The sequence below is a fragment of the Streptomyces sp. NPDC044719 genome, from assembly GCF_056433405.1.
The window spans coordinates 590391-609905 of record NZ_JBWKHE010000006.1; the positions used below are offsets into that span (position 1 = coordinate 590391).

The 19515-nt window shown below is 69.5% G+C and carries 16 protein-coding genes; 12 read left to right on the top strand and 4 right to left on the bottom strand.

All coding sequences use genetic code 11. The annotated features are described in order from the left end of the window. Position 1: 1 nt before the first annotated feature. From AC07DF_RS26230 to AC07DF_RS26270, 9 genes are all read left to right on the top strand, one after another. The gene (locus tag AC07DF_RS26230) at positions 2–1915 is read left to right on the top strand and encodes an acetyl/propionyl/methylcrotonyl-CoA carboxylase subunit alpha (RefSeq protein WP_478976047.1); all 1914 of its coding nucleotides are present in this window, start codon (positions 2–4) and stop codon (positions 1913–1915) included. Next, positions 1915–2874 (top strand): hydroxymethylglutaryl-CoA lyase, encoded by a 960-nt coding sequence (locus AC07DF_RS26235; protein WP_478976050.1) that lies wholly within the window; start codon positions 1915–1917, stop codon positions 2872–2874. Before AC07DF_RS26230 ends, AC07DF_RS26235 begins: the two co-directional genes overlap by 1 nt. A 5-nt stretch (positions 2875–2879) precedes the next feature. Next, a complete protein-coding gene (locus AC07DF_RS26240; RefSeq protein WP_478976053.1) occupies positions 2880–4040 on the top strand; it encodes an acyl-CoA dehydrogenase family protein in 1161 nt (386 codons plus the stop codon). A gap of 216 nt (positions 4041–4256) precedes the next feature. Next, entirely contained in the window at positions 4257–5297 is a 1041-nt protein-coding gene (locus AC07DF_RS26245; RefSeq protein ID WP_478976056.1) for an ABC transporter substrate-binding protein, read from the top strand. A 145-nt stretch (positions 5298–5442) separates the two neighbouring features. After that, on the top strand, positions 5443–6321 hold the full coding sequence (locus AC07DF_RS26250; protein WP_478976059.1) for a siderophore-interacting protein: 879 nt from the start codon (positions 5443–5445) through the stop codon (positions 6319–6321). A 149-nt stretch (positions 6322–6470) separates the two neighbouring features. Continuing rightward, entirely contained in the window at positions 6471–7913 is a 1443-nt protein-coding gene (gene desA / locus AC07DF_RS26255; RefSeq protein ID WP_478976062.1) for a lysine decarboxylase DesA, read from the top strand. Then, a complete protein-coding gene (locus AC07DF_RS26260) occupies positions 7897–9174 on the top strand; it encodes a lysine N(6)-hydroxylase/L-ornithine N(5)-oxygenase family protein (RefSeq protein WP_478976065.1) in 1278 nt (425 codons plus the stop codon). The genes desA and AC07DF_RS26260 overlap by 17 nt, the downstream gene beginning before the upstream one ends. Beyond that, positions 9171–9722 (top strand): GNAT family N-acetyltransferase, encoded by a 552-nt coding sequence (locus tag AC07DF_RS26265; RefSeq protein ID WP_478976072.1) that lies wholly within the window; start codon positions 9171–9173, stop codon positions 9720–9722. The genes AC07DF_RS26260 and AC07DF_RS26265 overlap by 4 nt, the downstream gene beginning before the upstream one ends. Then, positions 9719–11488, top strand: coding sequence for an IucA/IucC family protein (locus tag AC07DF_RS26270; protein WP_478976075.1), 1770 nt, complete (start codon positions 9719–9721; stop codon positions 11486–11488). The genes AC07DF_RS26265 and AC07DF_RS26270 overlap by 4 nt, the downstream gene beginning before the upstream one ends. 136 nt (positions 11489–11624) lie before the next feature. Here the strand turns inward: AC07DF_RS26270 and AC07DF_RS26275 are convergent, their stop codons facing one another. Next, a complete protein-coding gene (locus AC07DF_RS26275) occupies positions 11625–13214 on the bottom strand; it encodes a beta-N-acetylhexosaminidase (RefSeq protein ID WP_478976078.1) in 1590 nt (529 codons plus the stop codon). Positions 13215–13294: 80 nt separating this feature from the next. Between AC07DF_RS26275 and AC07DF_RS26280 the strand changes: the two genes are divergently transcribed. Next, on the top strand, positions 13295–14176 hold the full coding sequence (locus AC07DF_RS26280; protein ID WP_478976081.1) for a DUF4429 domain-containing protein: 882 nt from the start codon (positions 13295–13297) through the stop codon (positions 14174–14176). A 12-nt stretch (positions 14177–14188) separates the two neighbouring features. Here AC07DF_RS26280 and AC07DF_RS26285 read toward each other — a convergent pair whose 3' ends face one another. After that, positions 14189–15754, bottom strand: coding sequence for a purple acid phosphatase family protein (locus tag AC07DF_RS26285; RefSeq protein ID WP_478976250.1), 1566 nt, complete (start codon positions 15752–15754; stop codon positions 14189–14191). 165 nt (positions 15755–15919) lie between these two features. Between AC07DF_RS26285 and AC07DF_RS26290 the strand changes: the two genes are divergently transcribed. Further along, entirely contained in the window at positions 15920–16177 is a 258-nt protein-coding gene (locus AC07DF_RS26290) for a hypothetical protein (protein ID WP_478976084.1), read from the top strand. Positions 16178–16189: 12 nt separating this feature from the next. Next, positions 16190–18007 carry a glutamine--fructose-6-phosphate transaminase (isomerizing) gene (gene glmS / locus AC07DF_RS26295; RefSeq protein WP_215121199.1) on the top strand — a complete coding sequence of 606 codons (1818 nt, stop codon included), beginning with the start codon at positions 16190–16192 and terminating at the stop codon, positions 18005–18007. Positions 18008–18167: 160 nt separating this feature from the next. Here glmS and AC07DF_RS26300 read toward each other — a convergent pair whose 3' ends face one another. Both AC07DF_RS26300 and AC07DF_RS26305 read right to left on the bottom strand, forming a co-directional pair. Next, entirely contained in the window at positions 18168–18728 is a 561-nt protein-coding gene (locus AC07DF_RS26300; RefSeq protein ID WP_478976088.1) for a GPR1/FUN34/YaaH family transporter, read from the bottom strand. 115 nt (positions 18729–18843) lie between these two features. Beyond that, positions 18844–19371 carry a universal stress protein gene (locus tag AC07DF_RS26305; protein WP_382494304.1) on the bottom strand — a complete coding sequence of 176 codons (528 nt, stop codon included), beginning with the start codon at positions 19369–19371 and terminating at the stop codon, positions 18844–18846. Between the last annotated feature and the right edge of the window lie 144 nt (positions 19372–19515).

Consider the following 19515-nt stretch of genomic DNA (forward strand, 5'->3'; position numbering starts at 1 on the left):
GATGTTCGAGACAGTGCTTGTGGCCAACCGGGGCGAGATCGCCGTACGCGTCATCCGGACGCTGCGTTCGATGGGCGTGCGCTCGGTGGCCGTCTTCTCCGACGCGGACGCCGACGCCCGGCATGTCCGCGAGGCGGACACGGCGGTCCGGATCGGACCGGCCCCGGCGTCGATGAGCTACCTGTCGGCGGAGCACCTGCTGGAGGCCGCCGCCCGCACGGGCGCCCAGGCCGTCCACCCCGGCTACGGCTTCCTCGCCGAGAACGCCGCCTTCGCGCACGCGTGCGCCGAGGCCGGCCTGGTCTTCATCGGCCCTCCCGCGGACGCGATCTCGCTGATGGGCGACAAGATCCGCGCCAAGGAGACGGTCCAGGCGGCCGGAGTCCCGGTGGTGCCGGGCGGACGGGACCCGGACCTGGCCGAGGCGGCCCGTGAACTGGGTGCGCCCGTGCTGCTGAAGCCGAGCGCGGGCGGCGGCGGCAAGGGCATGCGGCTGGTGCGGGACCTGACCCGGCTGGAGGAGGAGATCGCGTCGGCCCGCCGCGAGGCCCGCGCATCCTTCGGCGACGACACACTCCTCGTCGAGCGCTGGATCGACCGCCCCCGGCACATCGAGATCCAGGTCCTGGCCGACGGCCACGGCCACGTCGTGCACCTCGGGGAGCGCGAGTGCTCCCTCCAGCGCCGTCACCAGAAGATCATCGAGGAGGCGCCGAGCGTCCTCCTCGACGAGGAGACCCGCTCCGCGATGGGCGAGGCGGCGGTCCAGGCGGCCCGCTCCTGCGGCTACCGGGGCGCGGGCACGGTGGAGTTCATCGTCAACGGCGCCGACCCGTCCTCGTACTACTTCATGGAGATGAACACCCGCCTCCAGGTGGAACACCCGGTCACGGAGTTCATCACCGGCCTGGACCTGGTCGAGTGGCAGCTGCGGGTCGCGGCCGGCGAGCCTCTCGGCTTCGCCCAGGAGGACGTGACCCTGACCGGCCACGCGGTGGAGGCCCGCATCTGCGCCGAGGATCCGGCCCGCGGCTTCCTCCCCTCCGGCGGCACGATCCTGCGGCTCCGCGAACCACAGGGCGACGGCGTCCGCACCGACTCGGGCCTCACCGAGGGCACGGAGGTCGGCAGCCTCTACGACCCGATGCTCTCCAAGGTCATCGCGTACGGCCCCGACCGCGCGACCGCCCTGCGCAGACTCCGCTCGGCCCTGGCGGAGACGGTCACCCTCGGCGTGCAGACGAACGCCGGGTTCCTGCGCCGTCTGCTCGCCCACCCGGCGGTCGTCGCGGGCGACATGGACACCGGCCTGGTCGAGCGCGAGGTCGAGGGGCTGATCCCCCCGGACGTACCGGAGGAGGTCTACGAGGCGGCGGCGGCCGTACGCCTGGACGCCCTGACGCCCGAACCGGGCGGCTGGACGGACCCCTTCTCCCAGCCCACCGGCTGGCGGCTCGGCGGGACCCGGAAACCGCCCGCCTTCCCCCTGCGCGTCCAGGACCCCCTGGAGTACACCCCGCGCGGCACCGCCACGGTCACCGGCGACCGGGTCTCCGTCACGCTGGACGGCGTCCGCCACACCTTCCACCGTGCCGCCGACTGGCTCGGCCGGGACGGCGACGCCTGGCACGTGCGCGACCACGACCCGGTGGCGGCGTCGCTCAGCCGCGCGGCCCACGCGGGCGCCGAATCCCTCACCGCGCCCATGCCCGGCACGGTGACGGTGGTGAAGGTCGCCACCGGCGACGAGGTGACGGCGGGCCAGAGCCTGCTGGTCGTCGAGGCGATGAAGATGGAGCACGTCATCTCCGCCCCACACGCCGGCAAGGTCACGGAGCTGGACGTGGCGCCGGGCTCGACGGTCGCCATGGACCAGGTCCTGGCGGTCATCGCACCCCACGAGGAGGCGGAGTGATGACGTCCGACGCTCTGCCGATGACGGTCCCGGCCGTGGACCTCCCCTCCCGCGTCCTCATCCACGAGGTCGGCGCCCGCGACGGCCTGCAGAACGAGAAGGCGACGGTCCCCACGGAGATCAAGGCGGAGTTCATCCACCGCCTGGCCGCCGCGGGCCTGACGACCATCGAGGCGACGAGCTTCGTCCACCCCAAGTGGGTCCCCCAACTGGCGGACGCGGAGCAGCTGTTCCCGATGCTCGGTGACCTCGACGCCGCCCTCCCGGTCCTGGTGCCGAACGAACGCGGCCTGGACCGCGCCCTGGCACTGGGCGCCCGGCGGGTCGCTGTCTTCGCCAGCGCCACGGAGTCCTTCGCCAAGGCCAACCTCAACCGCACGGTGGACGAGGCGCTGGCGATGTTCGACCCGGTCGTCACCCGCGCGAAGGCGGACGGGGCCCATGTCCGCGGCTACCTCTCCATGTGCTTCGGCGACCCCTGGGAGGGCGCGGTCCCGGTCCCCCAGGTGGTGAAGGTCTGCCGGGCCCTGGTGGACATGGGCTGCGACGAGCTGAGCCTGGGCGACACCATCGGCGTCGCGACCCCCGGCCATGTGGTCGCCCTCCTCGCGGCGCTGGACGAGGCGGGCATCCCGCCCACCACCCTCGGCGTCCACTTCCACGACACCTACGGCCAGGCCCTCGCCAACACGCTCGCGGCGCTCCAGCAGGGCGTGACGACGGTCGACGCCTCGGCGGGCGGCCTGGGCGGCTGCCCGTACGCGAAGTCGGCGACCGGCAACCTCGCCACCGAAGACCTCGTGTGGATGCTGCGGGGCCTCGGCATCGACACCGGAATCGACCTCGGCCGCCTCGTCGCCACGAGCGTCTGGATGGCCTCCCACCTGGGCCGACCCAGCCCGTCCCGCACCGTCCGAGCCCTGTCCCACGAGGACATCGTGGACACCGAGGAGCACTGATCACGATGGATTACCGACTCTCCCCCGAACTGGAGGAACTCCGCCGCACGGTCGAGGAGTTCGCCCACGAGGTGGTGGCGCCGAAGATCGGCGACTTCTACGAGCGGCACGAGTTCCCGTACGAGATCGTCCGCGAGATGGGCCGCATGGGCCTGTTCGGCCTGCCGTTCCCCGAGGAGTACGGCGGCATGGGCGGCGACTACCTGGCGCTGGGCGTGGCCCTGGAGGAACTGGCGAGGGTCGACTCCTCGGTCGCGATCACGCTCGAAGCCGGAGTCTCACTGGGCGCGATGCCGGTCTACCGCTACGGCACGGAGGCCCAGAAGCGCGAGTGGCTCCCCCGTCTCTGCTCGGGTGAACTCCTGGGCGCGTTCGGCCTGACGGAACCGGACGGCGGCAGCGACGCGGGCGCGACCCGTACGACGGCCCGCCTGGACTCCGCCACGAACGAGTGGGTGATCAACGGCACGAAGTGCTTCATCACCAACTCGGGCACCGACATCACGGGCCTGGTGACGGTCACGGCGGTCACCGGCCGGTCGGCGGACGGCAAGCCGCACATCTCCTCGATCATCGTCCCGTCCGGCACCCCCGGCTTCACGGTCGCGGCCCCGTACTCGAAGGTCGGCTGGAACGCCTCGGACACCCGCGAGCTGTCCTTCACGGACGTCCGGGTCCCGGCGGCGAACCTCCTGGGCGAAGAGGGCCGCGGCTACGCCCAGTTCCTCCGCATCCTCGACGAGGGCCGTATCGCGATCGCCGCCCTGGCGACGGGCCTGGCGCAGGGCTGCGTGGACGAGTCGGTCAAGTACGCCAAGGAACGCGAGGCCTTCGGCAAGCCCATCGCCGCGAACCAGGCCATCCAGTTCAAGATCGCCGACATGGAGATGAAGGCCCACACGGCCCGCCTCGCCTGGCGCGACGCGGCGGCCCGCCTGGTGTCCGGCGCCCCCTTCAAGAAGGAGGCGGCTCTCGCCAAGCTCCACTCCTCCACCATCGCCGTCGACAACGCCCGCGAAGCCACCCAGATCCACGGCGGCTACGGCTTCATGAACGAGTACCCGGTCGCCCGCATGTGGCGCGACTCCAAGATCCTGGAGATCGGCGAGGGCACGAGCGAGGTCCAACGCATGCTGATCGCCCGGGAATTGGGACTGGCGGGCTGAGAAACCGAAGGGCCTGCGCCGGACACGGCGCAGGCCCTTCGCATGTCGTCACTCACAGCGCCCGCCGCACATGATCTTCACGGCCGTCGCACAAGCGGCACAGGCACCAGGGCCCCCTGGGCGCCTCATGAGGTTAGGCTAGCCTAAGCTTCATTCCAGCCAAGCGGCTCTCAGCCGTGCCCGCATAGCTCCGTACGCACGAAAGCAGACTCAGCCATGTCGAACGCCAGAACCGCCCGCTTCTCCCGACGCGGCATCCTCGCCGCCGGGGGCGCCCTCGGACTCGGCGCCCTCGTGACCGCCTGCGGCAGCGGAGACTCCAAGGACGGCGACTCGGACGCGGCGGCGGGCGCCAAGTCCGGCCCGTGGTCCTTCAAGGACGACCGCGGCAAGAACGTACAGCTGAAGAAGACCCCCGCGAACATCGTCGCCTTCACCGGCGTCGCCGCCGCCCTCCACGACTACGGCGTCTCCGTCAAGGGCGTCTTCGGCCCGACCAAGACCCAGGACGGCAAGCCCGACGTCCAGGCCGGAGACATGGACATCAGCAAGGTGACCATCCTCGGCAACGCCTGGGACCAGTTCAGCGTCGAGAAGTACGCCGCCCTCGCCCCCGACGTTCTGATCAGCACGATGTTCGACGACGCCGGCACGCTCTGGTACGTCCCGGAGGCCTCGAAGGACAAGATCGCCAAGCTTGCCCCGAGCGTCGGCATCTCCGTCTACGACCGCAAGCTCACCGAACCGCTGCAGCGCATGTGGGAACTGGCCGAATCCCTCGGCGGCGACGTGAAGTCCGCCAAGGCCACCGACGCCAAGAAGCGGTTCGAGGAGGCCTCCGAGCGGCTGCGCAAGGCGGCCAAGGCGCACCCCGACATCAAGGTGATGGCCGGTTCCGCGAGCCAGGAGCTCTTCTACGTCTCCGGCACCAACCTCTCCGCCGACCTGGAGTACTTCAAGTCCCTCGGCGTGAACTTCGTCGAACCGCCGGAGAAGGCCAAGGACGAGGGCGGCTGGTTCGAGAGCCTGAGCTGGGAGAACGTCGACAAGTACGCGGCCGACGTCATCGTGATGGACGACCGGTCCTCGGCGATCCAGCCGGCGGACATCTCCGAGGCGACGTGGAAGAAGCTGCCGGCGGTGAAGGCCGGACAGGTCATCTCCCGGTCGCCCGAGCCGATCCTGTCGTACGACAAGTGTGTGCCGTTGGTGGAGAACCTGGCGAAGGCCATCGAGAACGCGAAGAAGGTCGGCTAGGCGTTCAGCGCCGTGGGGGCTGCGCGACGGCTGCGGCTGCGGGCCGCATGTGGCTTGTCGCGCCCGCGCGGCGGAGCCGCATATGGATGCAGCCCGCGCCCCTGAGGGCATTGCCTGACCCCCTGATCACGACTCAGGAGTCTTTATGACCACCGCCGTAGCCGCCCCCTTCCGTTTCTTCTCACTCCAGGTCGTGCGGACGAGGCGGCTCGGTCCGTCTCTGGTCCGTGTCACCTTCGGTGGGCCCGATCTGCACGCCTTCCACTCCGACGGGCGTGACCAGTCGCTGTCGCTGTTCCTGCCGCATCCCGGGCAGCCCGAGCCGGTCGTGCCGCTCGAGCTGGGGGACGGATGGTGGCAGGGCTGGCGTGAACTGCCGGACGACGTACGGGCCGTGATGCGCTCGTACACCCTGCGCGCGCTGCGCCGCGACCCGGACGAGATCGACATCGACTTCGCCCTGCACGGCATCGGGCCGGACGCCTCGGTCCAGGCCGGTCCGGCCTCCCGCTGGGCCGACCGGGCCGCCGCCGGGGACCGGGTCCTGCTGCTCGGCCCGGCCGTCGCCGACAACCGGGCGATCCGCTTCCGGCCGCCCGAGGACACCGACCTCGTGGTCGTCTGGGGCGACGAGACCGCCGTACCGGCCGCCTCGGCCATCGTCGAGGCGCTGCCGGCCGGCACCCGCGCGCGGGTCTGGCTGGAGGTCCCGCACACCGGGGACGTCCAGGACCTGGTGACCGAGGCCGACGCCGAGATCACCTGGCTCGTGAAGGACGAGACCCCGAAGCGCCCCGGGGACCCCAAGGCCGCCGAGGGATCCCCCATGGTCCTCGACACCCTCCGCGACGCCCAGCTCCCGCCCGCCGAGCGGCCGTACGTCTGGATCGCCGGCGAGTCCGGCTGCGTGAAGCAGCTGCGCCGGCACTTCGTGCGGGAGCGCGGGATCGACCGCCGCCGGGTGACGTTCGTCGGCTACTGGCGCCGCGGAGTGAGCGAGGAGCAACTCCGCGCCGAAGGCTGACCGACGGCATCGATGACCCACGCGTGACCGCAGTCACGGCAGAGCCAGCCCTCCCCCCATGCAACTTAGGTTAGGCTTACCTAAGTTAGACCCGCGGCTCAGCCCACCCCTGTCCCGCAACCGGACTGTCCCCACCGGAGGACCCCCACATGCGCTCGCACCTGCTCAACGACACCACCGCGGAGCAGTACCGCCGCTCCGTGACCGACGGAGTCGAGCGGGTGGCCGCCAAACTCGCCGCCACCGACCGGCCCTTCACCGGCGTCAGCGTCGACGCCCTCTCCCCCCGCATCGACGAGATCGACCTCGACCGGCCGCTGCACGACACGACCGCGGTGCTCGACGAACTGGAGGACGTCTACCTCCGGGACGCGATCTACTTCCACCACCCGCGCTACCTCGCCCACCTCAACTGCCCGGTCGTCATCCCGGCCGTGCTCGGCGAGGCGGTCCTGTCCGCCGTCAACTCCTCGCTGGACACCTGGGACCAGTCGGCCGGCGGCACGCTCATCGAGCGGAAACTGATCGACTGGACCAACGAGCGCATCGGCCTCGGCCCCGCCGCCGACGGCGTGTTCACCTCCGGCGGCTCCCAGTCCAACCTCCAGGCGCTGCTGCTCGCCCGCGAGGAGGCCAAGACGGACACGCTGGCCAAACTGCGTATCTTCGCCTCCGAGGTCAGCCACTTCAGCGTGAAGAAGTCCGCGAAGCTCCTCGGGCTCGGCCAGGACGCCGTGGTCTCCATACCCGTCGACCACGACAAGCGCATGCAGACCGTCGCCCTCGCCCGCGAGCTGGAGCGCTGCAAGGAGGCCGGCCTCGTCCCCATGGCCGTCGTCGCCACCGCCGGCACCACCGACTTCGGCTCCATCGACCCGCTGCCCGAGATCGCCGGGCTCTGCGAGCAGTTCGGCACCTGGATGCACGTCGACGCCGCCTACGGCTGCGGTCTGCTCGCCTCCGTGAAGCACCGGGACCGCATCGACGGCATCGAGCGCGCCGACTCGGTCACCGTCGACTACCACAAGTCCTTCTTCCAGCCGGTGAGCTCCTCGGCCGTGCTCGTCAGGGACGCCGCGACGCTGCGCCACGCGACCTACCACGCGGAGTACCTCAACCCGCGCCGGATGGTGCAGGAACGTATCCCCAACCAGGTGGACAAGTCCCTGCAGACCACCCGCCGCTTCGACGCCCTCAAGCTGTGGATGACCCTGCGGACCATGGGCGCCGACGGCATCGGGCAGCTCTTCGACGAGGTGTGCGAGCTGGCCCGGGAGGGCTGGAAGCTGCTCGCCGCCGACCCGCGCTACGACGTGGTCGTGGAGCCGAGCCTGTCCACCCTCGTCTTCCGCTACATCCCGGCGGCCGTCACCGACCCCGCCGAGATCGACCGCGCCAACCTCTACGCCCGCAAGGCCCTGTTCGCCTCCGGCGACGCCATCGTCGCGGGCACCAAGGTCGGCGGCCGTCACTACCTGAAGTTCACCCTGCTCAACCCCGAGACGCAGGCGTCCGACATCGCCGCCGTCCTCGATCTGATCGCCGGCCATGCCGAGCAGTACCTGGGAGAGTCCCTTGACCGCGCGTCCTGAAAACCCCACCACAACCCATGACTTCGTGGGGATCGGGCTCGGCCCGTTCAACCTCGGCCTCGCCTGCCTGACCGAGCCGATCGACGCACTCGACGGCGTCTTCCTGGAGTCGAAGCCCGACTTCGAGTGGCACGCGGGGATGTTCCTCGACGGCGCCCACCTCCAGACGCCGTTCATGTCGGACCTGGTCACCCTCGCCGACCCGACCTCCCCGTACTCCTTCCTGAACTATCTGAAGGAGAAGGGCCGGCTGTACTCGTTCTACATCCGCGAGAACTTCTACCCGCTGCGCGTCGAGTACGACGACTACTGCCGCTGGGCCGCGAACAAGCTGAGCAGCATCCGCTTCGGCACGACGGTGACGGAAGTCCGCTACGAGGACGACCTCTACGTCGTGCACACCGAGGCCGGAGACGTCTACCGCGCCCGCCGGCTCGTCCTCGGCACGGGCACCCCGCCCTACATCCCCGAGGCCTGCCAGGACCTGGGCGGCGACTTCCTGCACAACTCCCGCTACCTGAGCCACAAGGCGGAGCTGCAGAAGAAGGACTCGATCACGCTGGTCGGCTCGGGCCAGTCGGCCGCCGAGATCTACTACGACCTGCTCAGCGAGATCGACGTCCACGGCTACCGGCTGAACTGGGTCACCCGCTCCCCGCGCTTCTTCCCGCTGGAGTACACCAAGCTCACGCTGGAGATGACGTCCCCGGAGTACGTCGACTACTTCCGCGAGCTGCCGGAGGCGACCCGCTACCGCCTCACGACCGAGCAGAAGGGCCTTTTCAAGGGCATCGACGGCGATCTGATCAACGAGATCTTCGACCTGCTCTACCAGAAGAACCTCGGCGGCCCGGTGCCCACGCGGCTGATCACCAACGCCTCGCTGAACAGCGCGGCGTACGAGAACGGCACGTACACGCTGGGCTTCCGCCAGGAGGAGCAGGGCAAGGACTTCGAGCTGAACTCCGAGGGCCTGGTGCTGGCCACGGGTTACCGGTACGCCGAGCCGGAGTTCCTCAAGCCGATCCGCGACCGCCTGGTCTACGACTCCCAGGGCAACTTCGACGTCGCCCGCAACTACGCCGTCGACGTCACCGGCCGGGGCGTCTTCCTGCAGAACGCCGGCGTCCACACCCACAGCATCACCAGCCCCGACCTGGGCATGGGCCCGTACCGGAACGCGTACATCATCCGGGAGCTGCTGGGCAGCGAGTACTACCCGGTGGAGAAGTCCATCGCCTTCCAGGAGTTCGCCGTATGAGCGCCACCACCGGAATCGGCACCCTCGCCGTCCGCCCGCTCGACCCCCTGAAGGACGCCGAGCTGCTGCACTCCTGGGTCACGCACCCCAAGGCGTCCTACTGGATGATGCAGGACGCGAAACTCCAGGACGTCGAGCGCGAGTACATGCGCATCGCGGCGCACGAGTACCACCACGCGTACCTCGGTCTGCACGAGGGCCGCCCGGCGTTCCTGATGGAGTCCTACGACCCCCGGTACGTCGAGCTGGAAGGCCTGTACGACCCGGAGCCCGGCGACGTCGGCATGCACTTCCTGGTCGCGCCGACCGACCGGCCGATCCACGGCTTCACCAAAGCGGTCATCACCGCCGTGATGGACGAGCTGTTCGCCGACCCGCGCACCCGCCGGGTCGTGGTGGAGCCCGACGTGAGCAACAAGGCAGTACACGCGCTCAACGAGGCCGTCGGCTTCGTGCCCGAGCGCGAGATCGACAAGCCGGAGAAGCGCGCGCTGCTGAGCTTCTGCACGCGTGAGCAGTACCTGGCGGCCCGAGGAGTAGCGATATGACCCTGTCCGACGCCGTGGCGCACCTGTCCCCCGAGCGCTGGGACCAGGCGAACCGCCTGCTGATCCGCAAAGCCCTCGCCGAGTTCGCGCACGAACGGCTGCTCTCGCCCGAGGACGACGGGGAGCGCTACGTCGTCCGCAGCGACGACGGCCTCACCCGGTACGCCTTCTCCGCCGACCGCCGGGCCCTGGACCACTGGCAGGTCGACGCCGGCTCGATCACCCGGCACCGGGACGGCGCCGAACTCCCGCTCGCGGCCCTGGACTTCTTCATCGAGCTGAAGGACACCCTGGGCCTGAGCGAGCAGATCCTCCCGGTCTACCTGGAGGAGATCTCCTCCACCCTCTCCGGCACCTGCTACAAGCTCACCAAGCCGAAAAGCACCGCGGCCGAGCTGGCGCGCGGCGACTTCCAGGCCATCGAGACCGGCATGACCGAGGGCCACCCCTGCTTCGTGGCCAACAACGGACGGCTCGGCTTCGGCATCCACGAGTACCTGTCGTACGCGCCGGAGACGGCGAGCCCGGTCCGGCTCGTCTGGCTCGCGGCGCACCGCTCCCGGGCGGCGTTCACCGCCGGTGTCGGCATCGAGTACGAGTCGTTCCTGCGCGAGGAGCTGGGCGAGGAGACCGTCGAGCGTTTCCACGGCACCCTGCGCGACCAAGGCAAGGACCCCGAGGACTACCTCCTCATCCCGGTCCACCCCTGGCAGTGGTGGAACAAGCTCACCGTCACCTTCGCCGCCGAGGTCGCCCGCGGGCACCTGGTGTGCCTGGGCGAGGGCGGCGACGAGTACCTGGCCCAGCAGTCCATCCGGACCTTCTTCAACAGGACGAGCCCGGAGAAGCACTACGTCAAAACCGCGCTGTCGGTCATCAACATGGGCTTCATGCGCGGTCTGTCGGCCGCCTACATGGAGGCCACCCCGGCGATCAACGACTGGCTGGCCCAGCTCATCGAGGGCGACCCGGTGCTGAAGTCCACGGGTCTGTCGATCATCAAGGAGCGCGCGGCGGTCGGCTACCGGCACCTGGAGTACGAGCAGGCGACCGACCGCTACTCGCCGTACCGCAAGATGCTCGCCGCGCTGTGGCGGGAGAGCCCGGTGCCGTCCCTCCAGGAGGGCGAGTCCCTGGCCACCATGGCGTCCCTGGTCCACGTCGACCACGACGGGGCCTCGGTCGCGGGCGCGCTGATCGAACAGTCGGGCCTCACCCCCACGGAGTGGCTGCGCCACTACCTCGAGGCCTACTTCACGCCCCTCCTCCACAGCTTCTACGCCTACGACCTGGTCTTCATGCCGCACGGCGAGAACGTCATCCTGGTGCTGAAGGACGGGGTCGTGCAGCGCGCGATCTACAAGGACATCGCCGAGGAGATCGCCGTCATGGACCCGGACGCGGTGCTGCCGCCGACGGTCGAGCGGCTGCGCGTCGAGGTCCCGGAGGACAAGAAACTCCTGTCGATCTTCACGGACGTCTTCGACTGCTTCTTCCGCTTCCTCGCGGCGAACCTCGCCACCGAGGGGATCCTGGAGGAGGACGACTTCTGGCGCACGGTCGCGGACGTCACCCGCGCCTACCAGGAGTCGATGCCCGAACTGGCCGACAAGTTCAAGCAGTACGACATGTTCGCCCCCGAGTTCGCCCTCTCCTGCCTCAACCGCCTCCAACTCCGCAACAACGAACAGATGGTCGACCTGTCGGACCCGTCCGGCGCCCTCCAGCTGATCGGCACCCTCAAGAACCCGATCGCCGAGTTCTGACCCACGAGCAGACGGGCACCCCGGAGTACGGTCCTCCGGGGTGCCCGTCATTTGGCTCTCAGGGGGGCGGGGAACTGCGCAATCCTTTAGGGGCGCGGGGAACTGCGCGACCAGCCCCCACCGGCCCGCAGACACATCACCGACCGGCAGACCCCCACGGCACCTGCGGCGACCGATACCACTCGATCCCCAGGGCATTCCACCGCTCAGCCTGCGCAGCAAGCCGCACCTTGTACCGCTCCCAGTCATGCGAAGCCGCCGACGACCACCCCAACTCGGCAACACCGGGCAACCGCGGGAACGCCATGAACTCGATGTGCGCGGAGTTCTCGAGCGTCTCCGACCACATCGGCGCCTCGACCCCCTTCACCGCGCTGCCCGGCACGCCCGGCAGATAAGCCCCGGGATCCCAGTCGTACGACCGCCGCACCTCGACATACCCCGCCCAGGACAACCCCAGCGGCGTCTCCTTCGTGTACTTCATGTCGAGATACACCCGGTCCGCCGGGGACAGAATCAGCCCGGTCCCGTTCTGCGCGGCCTTCACGACCTGCGCCTTCTCCTCGGCACTGGTGCTGTCCAGCCCCCAGTACTGGGCAAGCGCCCCCTTCGCCGCGCTCGCCCCGGTCAGCTGGTGCCAGCCGACGACCGTCTTGCCGTACTTCGCGACGACCGGCTGCACCCGGTCCATGAACGCGACGTAGTCCTCATGGCTGGTGGAGTGCGCCTCGTCGCCGCCGATGTGGAGGTACTTGCCCGGAGTCAGCGCGGCGAGCTCCCGAACGACGTCCTCCACGAAGTCGTACGTGACCTCCTTGCCGACGCACAGCGAGCTGAAGCCCACCTCGGTCCCGGTGTACAGCGGCGGTGCGACGCCGTCGCAGTTGAGCTCGGCATAGGAGGCGAGGGCCGCATTCGTGTGGCCGGGCATGTCTATCTCGGGGACGACCTCGAGGTAGCGGGAGGAGGCGTACCGCACGATCTCCTTGTAGTCGGCCTTGGTGTAGAAGCCGCCGGGGCCGCCGCCGACCTCCGTCGAACCGCCGTAGGTGGCCAGCCGCGGCCAGGAGTCGATGGCGATGCGCCAGCCCTGGTCGTCGCTGAGGTGGAGGTGCAGCTTGTTGATCTTGTAGAGGGCCAACTGGTCGATGTAGCGCTTGACCTGGTCGACGGTGAAGAAGTGCCGGGAGACGTCGAGCATGGCGCCGCGCCAGCCGTAGCGCGGGATGTCCGTGACGGTGCCGCCCGCGACCAGCCAGGGGCCGGGCTGGACGGAGTCCTTCTCGACGGCCGCCGGGAGCAGCTGGCGCAGGGTCTGCACGCCGTGGAAGAGGCCGGCGGGCGTCCCGGCGCTGATCGTCAGGCCGTGACGGCCACTGTTCAGCCGGTAACCCTCGGCCCCGAAGTCGCCCTTCGCGAGCTCCAGCCGGATGCCGCCGCGTCCACGCGCGGTGACCGGGAGGTCATAACCCGTCGAGGGCCGCAGGATGTCCGCGAGGTACTCGGCGACGCGCCGTGCCTCCCGCGAGCCGTCGACGCGGATCTGTGTGCCGCGTGTGATGCGGTACGGGGCGCCGCCCGGGGCGGCGGAAGCGGGTGCCGGTACGACCCGGTCGAGCGGGGTGGGGGCCGCCGCCTGAGCCGTGCCCGCCTCGGTGACGGAGACGCCCATCGCGACGAGCAGCAGGGATCCGAGAAGGCGAAGCGTTCTGTGGTGCTGTCTCACAAAAGCGTCCCTTCGATGAGCCGTTGAGCCCTAAGAGGTCTGGACCACTCTCTCGTGAGACTGGTGGAACAATCCACCCCATGGCGGAAATCATCCAGAAGGACGGAACATGGGCCTTCGACGGCGATGCCCTGCGACTGACTCCCGGACGGGACAAGAACGTCAGCCTGCTGCGCAGGGAGCTGGGTGAACTGATCGTCCCGCTCGGGGCGTTGGCGGGAATCTCGTTCGAGCAGGGCAAGAAGAGCGGGCGTCTGCGGCTGCGCCTGCGCGACGGTGCCGATCCCCTGCTGCACGCGACCGGCGGGCGGCTCACCGAGCCCCATGACCCGTACCAGCTGCTCGTCGAGTCCGACCGCTACGGGGTCGCCGAGTACTTCACGGACGAGGTGCGGAACGCGCTGCTCCTGGACCAGGTCCCGGCCGACCCGGTGACCGCGTACCTGCTGCCCGGGCCCGCCGTGCCGCTCTCGGTCTCCGCCGGGGACGGCACCGCGAGTTTCGACGGCGAGCGCATACGCCTGGAGTGGAACTGGAAGACGGAGGACGCCAAGGCCGCCGCCGGTGCCCGCACGCTCGCCCTCACCGACATCACGGGTGTGGAGTGGCAGCCGGCGGCCGGCCTGGAGAACGGCTACGTCCGCTTCACCGTGCGGAACGCGCCCACCAAGGCCCCGCCCAAGTACGACCCCAACTCCGTGGAGTTGTGGGGCTTCAAGAAGGACCCGCTGATGGCGCTGGTCGCGGCGGCGGTCCAGGCCAGGCTTCCGCACCCGGCCGGGGCCACCGCCGACGTACCGGAGGCGCGACCGGAAACGCCTTCTCTCCCGGTCGCGCCCACGGAGGACGATCACGACGCCTTCCTGCGCCGCCTGCGCGAACTCGGCGAACTGCACCGCACGGGCGTGCTGACGGACGACGAGTTCGCGCTCGCCAAGCAGGCGATCCTCAAGCGGATGTAGCGCTCCTGGGCGCTACTTGGCCCGGCGCGCCACCGTGAAGTGGTCCACCTGCTCACCGCTCTCGGCGATTCCGCGCACCTTCAGCGTGGCCGTACGCCCCTTCGGCGCGGGGGTGACGTCCACGCGCAGGAAGGAGTAGTCGAGGTAGCGCACCCGGGACCAGGCGACGGTCTCGTTCTGCTTGCCGCCCTTGACGTTGACGAACGAGGCCACGGAGTCCACGTCCTGTTCGTTGCCCTCGTAGGACAGCGGGGCGCTGAAGGCGTACAGGCTGCGGCCCGCCGCACCGGCCGTCACGTACACGACGCCGTCGGTCTCGGGGTAGGCCGTGCCGCCGATCGGCAGCTTCTTGGCGACCTTGTTCCCCTTGATGACGTCCGTGCGCTCGTACTGGTGGTTGTGGCCGTTGATGACCAGGTCCACCGTGTACTTCTCGAACAGCGGCACCCACTCCTGGCGCACACCCCCCTCCGAGGCGTGCGAGGTGGAGGTGCAGTAGGCGCAGTGGTGGAAGAAGATCACGATGAAGTCGACGTCCTTCGACGCCCGGTACTTCTTCAGCTGGGCTTCCAGCCACTTGGTCTGGGTGCCGCCGGAGATGCCGAGGTTGGCCGGGATCTCGAAGGAGATGTCGTTGGCGTCGAGCGAGATGACCGCCGTGTTGCCGTAGACGAAGGTGTAGACGCCCGGCAGGTTCTTCTGGTCGGGGCCGTTGCCCGGGAGGTTCCAGCGGGCCTCCTCGCCGCCGTAGCCGTTGGGTGAGTACCAGGCCTCCATGTCGTGGTTGCCGTAGGCGGGCATCCACGGGACGGACTTGGCGACGGACTCGGTCTGGGCGAGGAACTGGTCCCAGATCCGCGAGTCGAAGCCGATGTCGGAGGCTTGGCCCGAGCCGGACGGGTCGGCGTAGGCGATGTCACCGGCGTGCAGATGGAAGGCCGGGTTCTGGCCGAGCAACAGGCTGTTGTTGGCGAGGCCGTGGTAGCTGACGCCCTCGTCGCCGAAGGCCGTGAAGGTGAAGGGCGCCTTGTGCGCGGGGGCGGTGGTGAAGGTGCCGAGGGTGCCCAGCAGGTGCGGCTCGGCCGGGTCGAAGCCCTGGTGGCCGACGCCGTAGTAGTACGTGCGGCCCGGGCGCAGGTGCGCCAGCTCGGCGTGCACGTAGTACTGGGTGTGGTTGCCGCTGGCGCCGACACCGGCGGGCGTGAAGAGGGTGCGGACCTCGGCGTCGATCTTCCGGGAGAGGTCCGTGGGGTGGGCGCCGATCCGGATGAACGGCTTCTTGACGGCGACCGGGACCTGCCAGGAGACGGTCATCTCCGTGCGCGGGTCGGCGCCGTAGGCGAGGTGGCGGCCGAAGGGGGCGACGAGGGCACCGTCGACGGTCTCGGTCGCGGGCGCGGTGCGGGCGGTCGGTACGGCCGCCTGGGCGGTGGCACCCGGAACGAAGGCGCCACCCGCGACGGCGCCGAGCGTGACAGCGCCGCCTCTGATCATCGTGCGCCGGGAGAATCTGGCGCGCAGGTACTCGTGCTGCTCAGCCATGCTCATGCGCTCGGCGAGCCGCTCGGGTACGCCCATACGAGGAATGTCCATGGCGCCACAAGCTGCTCGCCTTACACATCCGCCCGGGGAACAATCGCCCATCAGACTCCCATGGGCGTCCCATAAGTGTTCCAACAGTCATCTGCCCGAAACCGGGCAGATTCCTTGCGAAAGTGCCGCCAGTGCCTCAGGATCTAGCGAGTGCACGACGAACTCGTTGATCATCTGACGCGGTCCAGCCCCCTCAGCCGGGGCGAGGCACTGCGTGTGATCCAGGACGTGCTCGCGTACTTCGACGAGACGACCGAGGAGTACGTCCGTCGCCGCCACCGTGAGCTCCAGGCCCAGGGCCTGGTGAACACGGCGATCTTCGAACGGATCGAGGCGGATCTGCAATATCGCGCGGTGGCACCGCCGGAGCTCTCGCTCCGGCAGCTGCGACGCATCGTCTACGGCTAGGAATACGTATATATGTGCGGAATCGTCGGTTACATCGGCAAGCGTGACGTCGCGCCCCTCCTGCTGGAGGGCCTCCAGCGCCTGGAGTACCGCGGCTACGACTCCGCGGGCATCGTCGTCACGTCCCCGAAGACGTCCGGCCTGAAGATGGTCAAGGCCAAGGGCCGCGTGCGCGACCTGGAGGCCAAGGTCCCGGCCCGCTTCAAGGGCACGACCGGCATCGCCCACACCCGCTGGGCCACCCACGGCGCCCCCTCCGACGTCAACGCCCACCCGCACCTGGACGCCGAGGGCAAGGTCGCCGTCGTCCACAACGGCATCATCGACAACGCCTCCGACCTGCGCCGCAAGCTGGAGGCGGACGGCGTCGAGTTCCTCTCCGAGACCGACACCGAGGTGCTGACCCACCTCATCGCCCGCTCCCAGGCCACCAAGCTGGAGGACAAGGTCCGCGAGACCCTCCGGCTCATCGAGGGCACGTACGGCATCGCCGTCATGCACGCCGACTTCCCCGACCGGATCGTCGTCGCCCGCAACGGCTCCCCGGTCGTCCTCGGCATCGGCGAGAAGGAGATGTTCGTCGCCTCGGACATCGCCGCGCTGGTCGCCCACACCCGCCAGATCGTCACGCTCGACGACGGCGAGATGGCCACCCTGAAGGCCGACGACTTCCGCACCTACACCACCGAGGGCACCCGCACCACGGCCGAGCCCACCACCGTGGAGTGGGAGGCCGCCTCGTACGACATGGGCGGCCACGACACCTACATGCACAAGGAGATCCACGAGCAGGCCGACGCCGTGGACCGCGTGCTGCGCGGCCGCATCGACGACCGCTTCTCCACCGTGCACCTGGGCGGCCTCAACCTGGACGCCCGCGAGGCCCGCCGGATCCGCCGCGTGAAGATCCTCGGCTGCGGCACCTCGTACCACGCGGGCCAGATCGGCGCCCAGATGATCGAGGAACTGGCCCGCATCCCCGCCGACGCCGAGCCCGCCTCCGAGTTCCGCTACCGCAACGCGGTCGTCGACCCCGACACCCTCTACGTCGCGGTCTCCCAGTCCGGCGAGACCTACGACGTCCTCGCCGCCGTGCAGGAGCTCAAGCGCAAGGGCGCACGGGTCCTGGGCGTGGTGAACGTGGTCGGCTCGGCGATCGCCCGCGAGGCCGACGGCGGCATCTACGTCCACGCCGGGCCGGAGGTCTGCGTGGTCTCCACCAAGTGCTTCACCAACACCACGGTCGCCTTCGCCCTGCTCGCCCTGCACCTGGGCCGCACCCGCGACCTCTCGGTGCGCGACGGCAAGCGGATCATCGCGGGCCTGCGGAAGCTGCCCGCCCAGATCGCCGAGATCATGGAGCACGAGGAGGACGTCAAGAAGCTGGCCCTGCAGTTCGCCGAGGCCCGCTCGATGCTCTTCATCGGCCGCGTCCGGGGCTACCCGGTGGCCCGCGAGGCCTCCCTGAAGCTCAAGGAGGTCTCCTACATCCACGCCGAGGCCTACCCCGCCTCCGAGCTCAAGCACGGCCCGCTGGCCCTGATCGAGCCGGCCCTCCCCACGGTCGCGATCGTTCCCGACGACGACCTGCTGGAGAAGAACCGTGCGGCCCTGGAGGAGATCAAGGCCCGCAGCGGCAAGATCCTCGCGGTCGCCCACCAGCACCAGGAGAAGGCCGACGAAACGATCGTCGTCCCGAAGAACGAGGACGAACTCGACCCGATCCTGATGGGCATCCCCCTCCAACTCCTCGCGTACCACACGGCCTTGGCCCTGGGCAGGGACATCGACAAGCCGAGGAACCTCGCCAAGTCTGTGACAGTGGAGTAATCGGCCTTCTTGTCAGGGGCGCGGGGAACTGCGCGACAAGCCCCCACGTACCCGCAGAGGCCAAACAAGAGGACGGACCCCCACGTGCTGCCACCAGCCGCGCAGGGGGTCCGTTTTCAAACGCCGGGGCCGCCCAATACCCCAGCGTCGGCTGCCGAATTCAGCCGGTGGCCGTCACGCCCCGGCCGGCAGCACGCCGCGGAAGCACCGTCGGCCAGTGCGCCAGCACCGCCGTCGCCGCGTACCAGGCCACCGCACCCGAGGCCACGGCAAACCACCCACCCGCCTTGGCGAGCCCGTCGTTACCGGCGAACTCGGCGATCGCCATGAGCATCAGGGCCACGAAGAACAGCCCGTACATCCCCTGACCGAGCTGGTCACCACCCGCGAGGGTCAAAGACAGCGCCACGAGGGCGAACAACAGCAGGAACAGCCCGGCCTCGTTACCGGCGGCGCCGTCCGTCACGGCCCAGGTGAACCACAGCGCCCCGAGCACCGAGAACGCCGTACCACCGGCGGAGTCCCCCTCCCGGAGGGCCATCAGGCCGGCGACGAAGAGGGCGACACCGCCCACGTACTGGGCGATTGACGCGGCGTCAGTGGCTGACACACCGTCGATCACAGCGGTGTGCCCCAGCCCGAAGGCCAACAGGGTGATTCCGAGGGCGAGTCGACCGGCCACGGTCGTGATTCCGCTTCCCGCGGAGACGTCTTTGTCCACGGCGGGCTCCCTTCGTGCATGTGCAGTTGTGCGGTGCTCCCTATATGCCCTTCACAAGGGCACAAACACCTCTACGCGCGAGTAGATTTACGCGTCACACAAGGGGAGCTGAAACTCAGGGAATGACGATGACCGGCCGCTGCGCCCGCTTGGCGAGCCGCCCCGCGACCGAGCCGAAGATGCGCCCCACGATGCCGTGGCTCGACCCGACGACGATCGCGTCGGCCTCGTACTCCCGCCCGACCTCTTCGAGTTCGTGGCAGATGTCCCCGCCGCGCTCCACGAGGATCCAGGGCACCTCGGCGAGATACTCCGCACACGCCAGCTCCAGCCCGAGCACCTCGGTCCGGTGGTCCGGCACGTCCACGAAGACCGGCGGCTCGCAGCCGGCCCACACCGTGGTCGGCAGCCGGTTGGCGACATGGACGATGATCAGGCCCGACCCGGAGCGATGGGCCATCCCGATCGCGTAGGCCAGGGCGCGCTCACTGGACGTGGAGCCGTCGAATCCGACGACGACGCCGTGCTTGAAGGCGGGATCGCAGGAATGGCGTGACTCTTCCGCCGCCAGGGGCTCGGCCGCCGTGGGATCGGCGACGGGCCGCTTGCGGTCCGCTGGTTCGAAGAATTCGTGACCGGCCATGGCTGTCTCGGCGTTGTGATCCTTATATGGGGGACAACAGTGTGCGGCGGAGCTGTGTCCGGGAATGGTCTTCCCAACCCCATACCCCCAAGGGTACGGCGGCACGCCTCCTTAGCCCAGAACCCGCTCGCCGTGCGTGCGGGT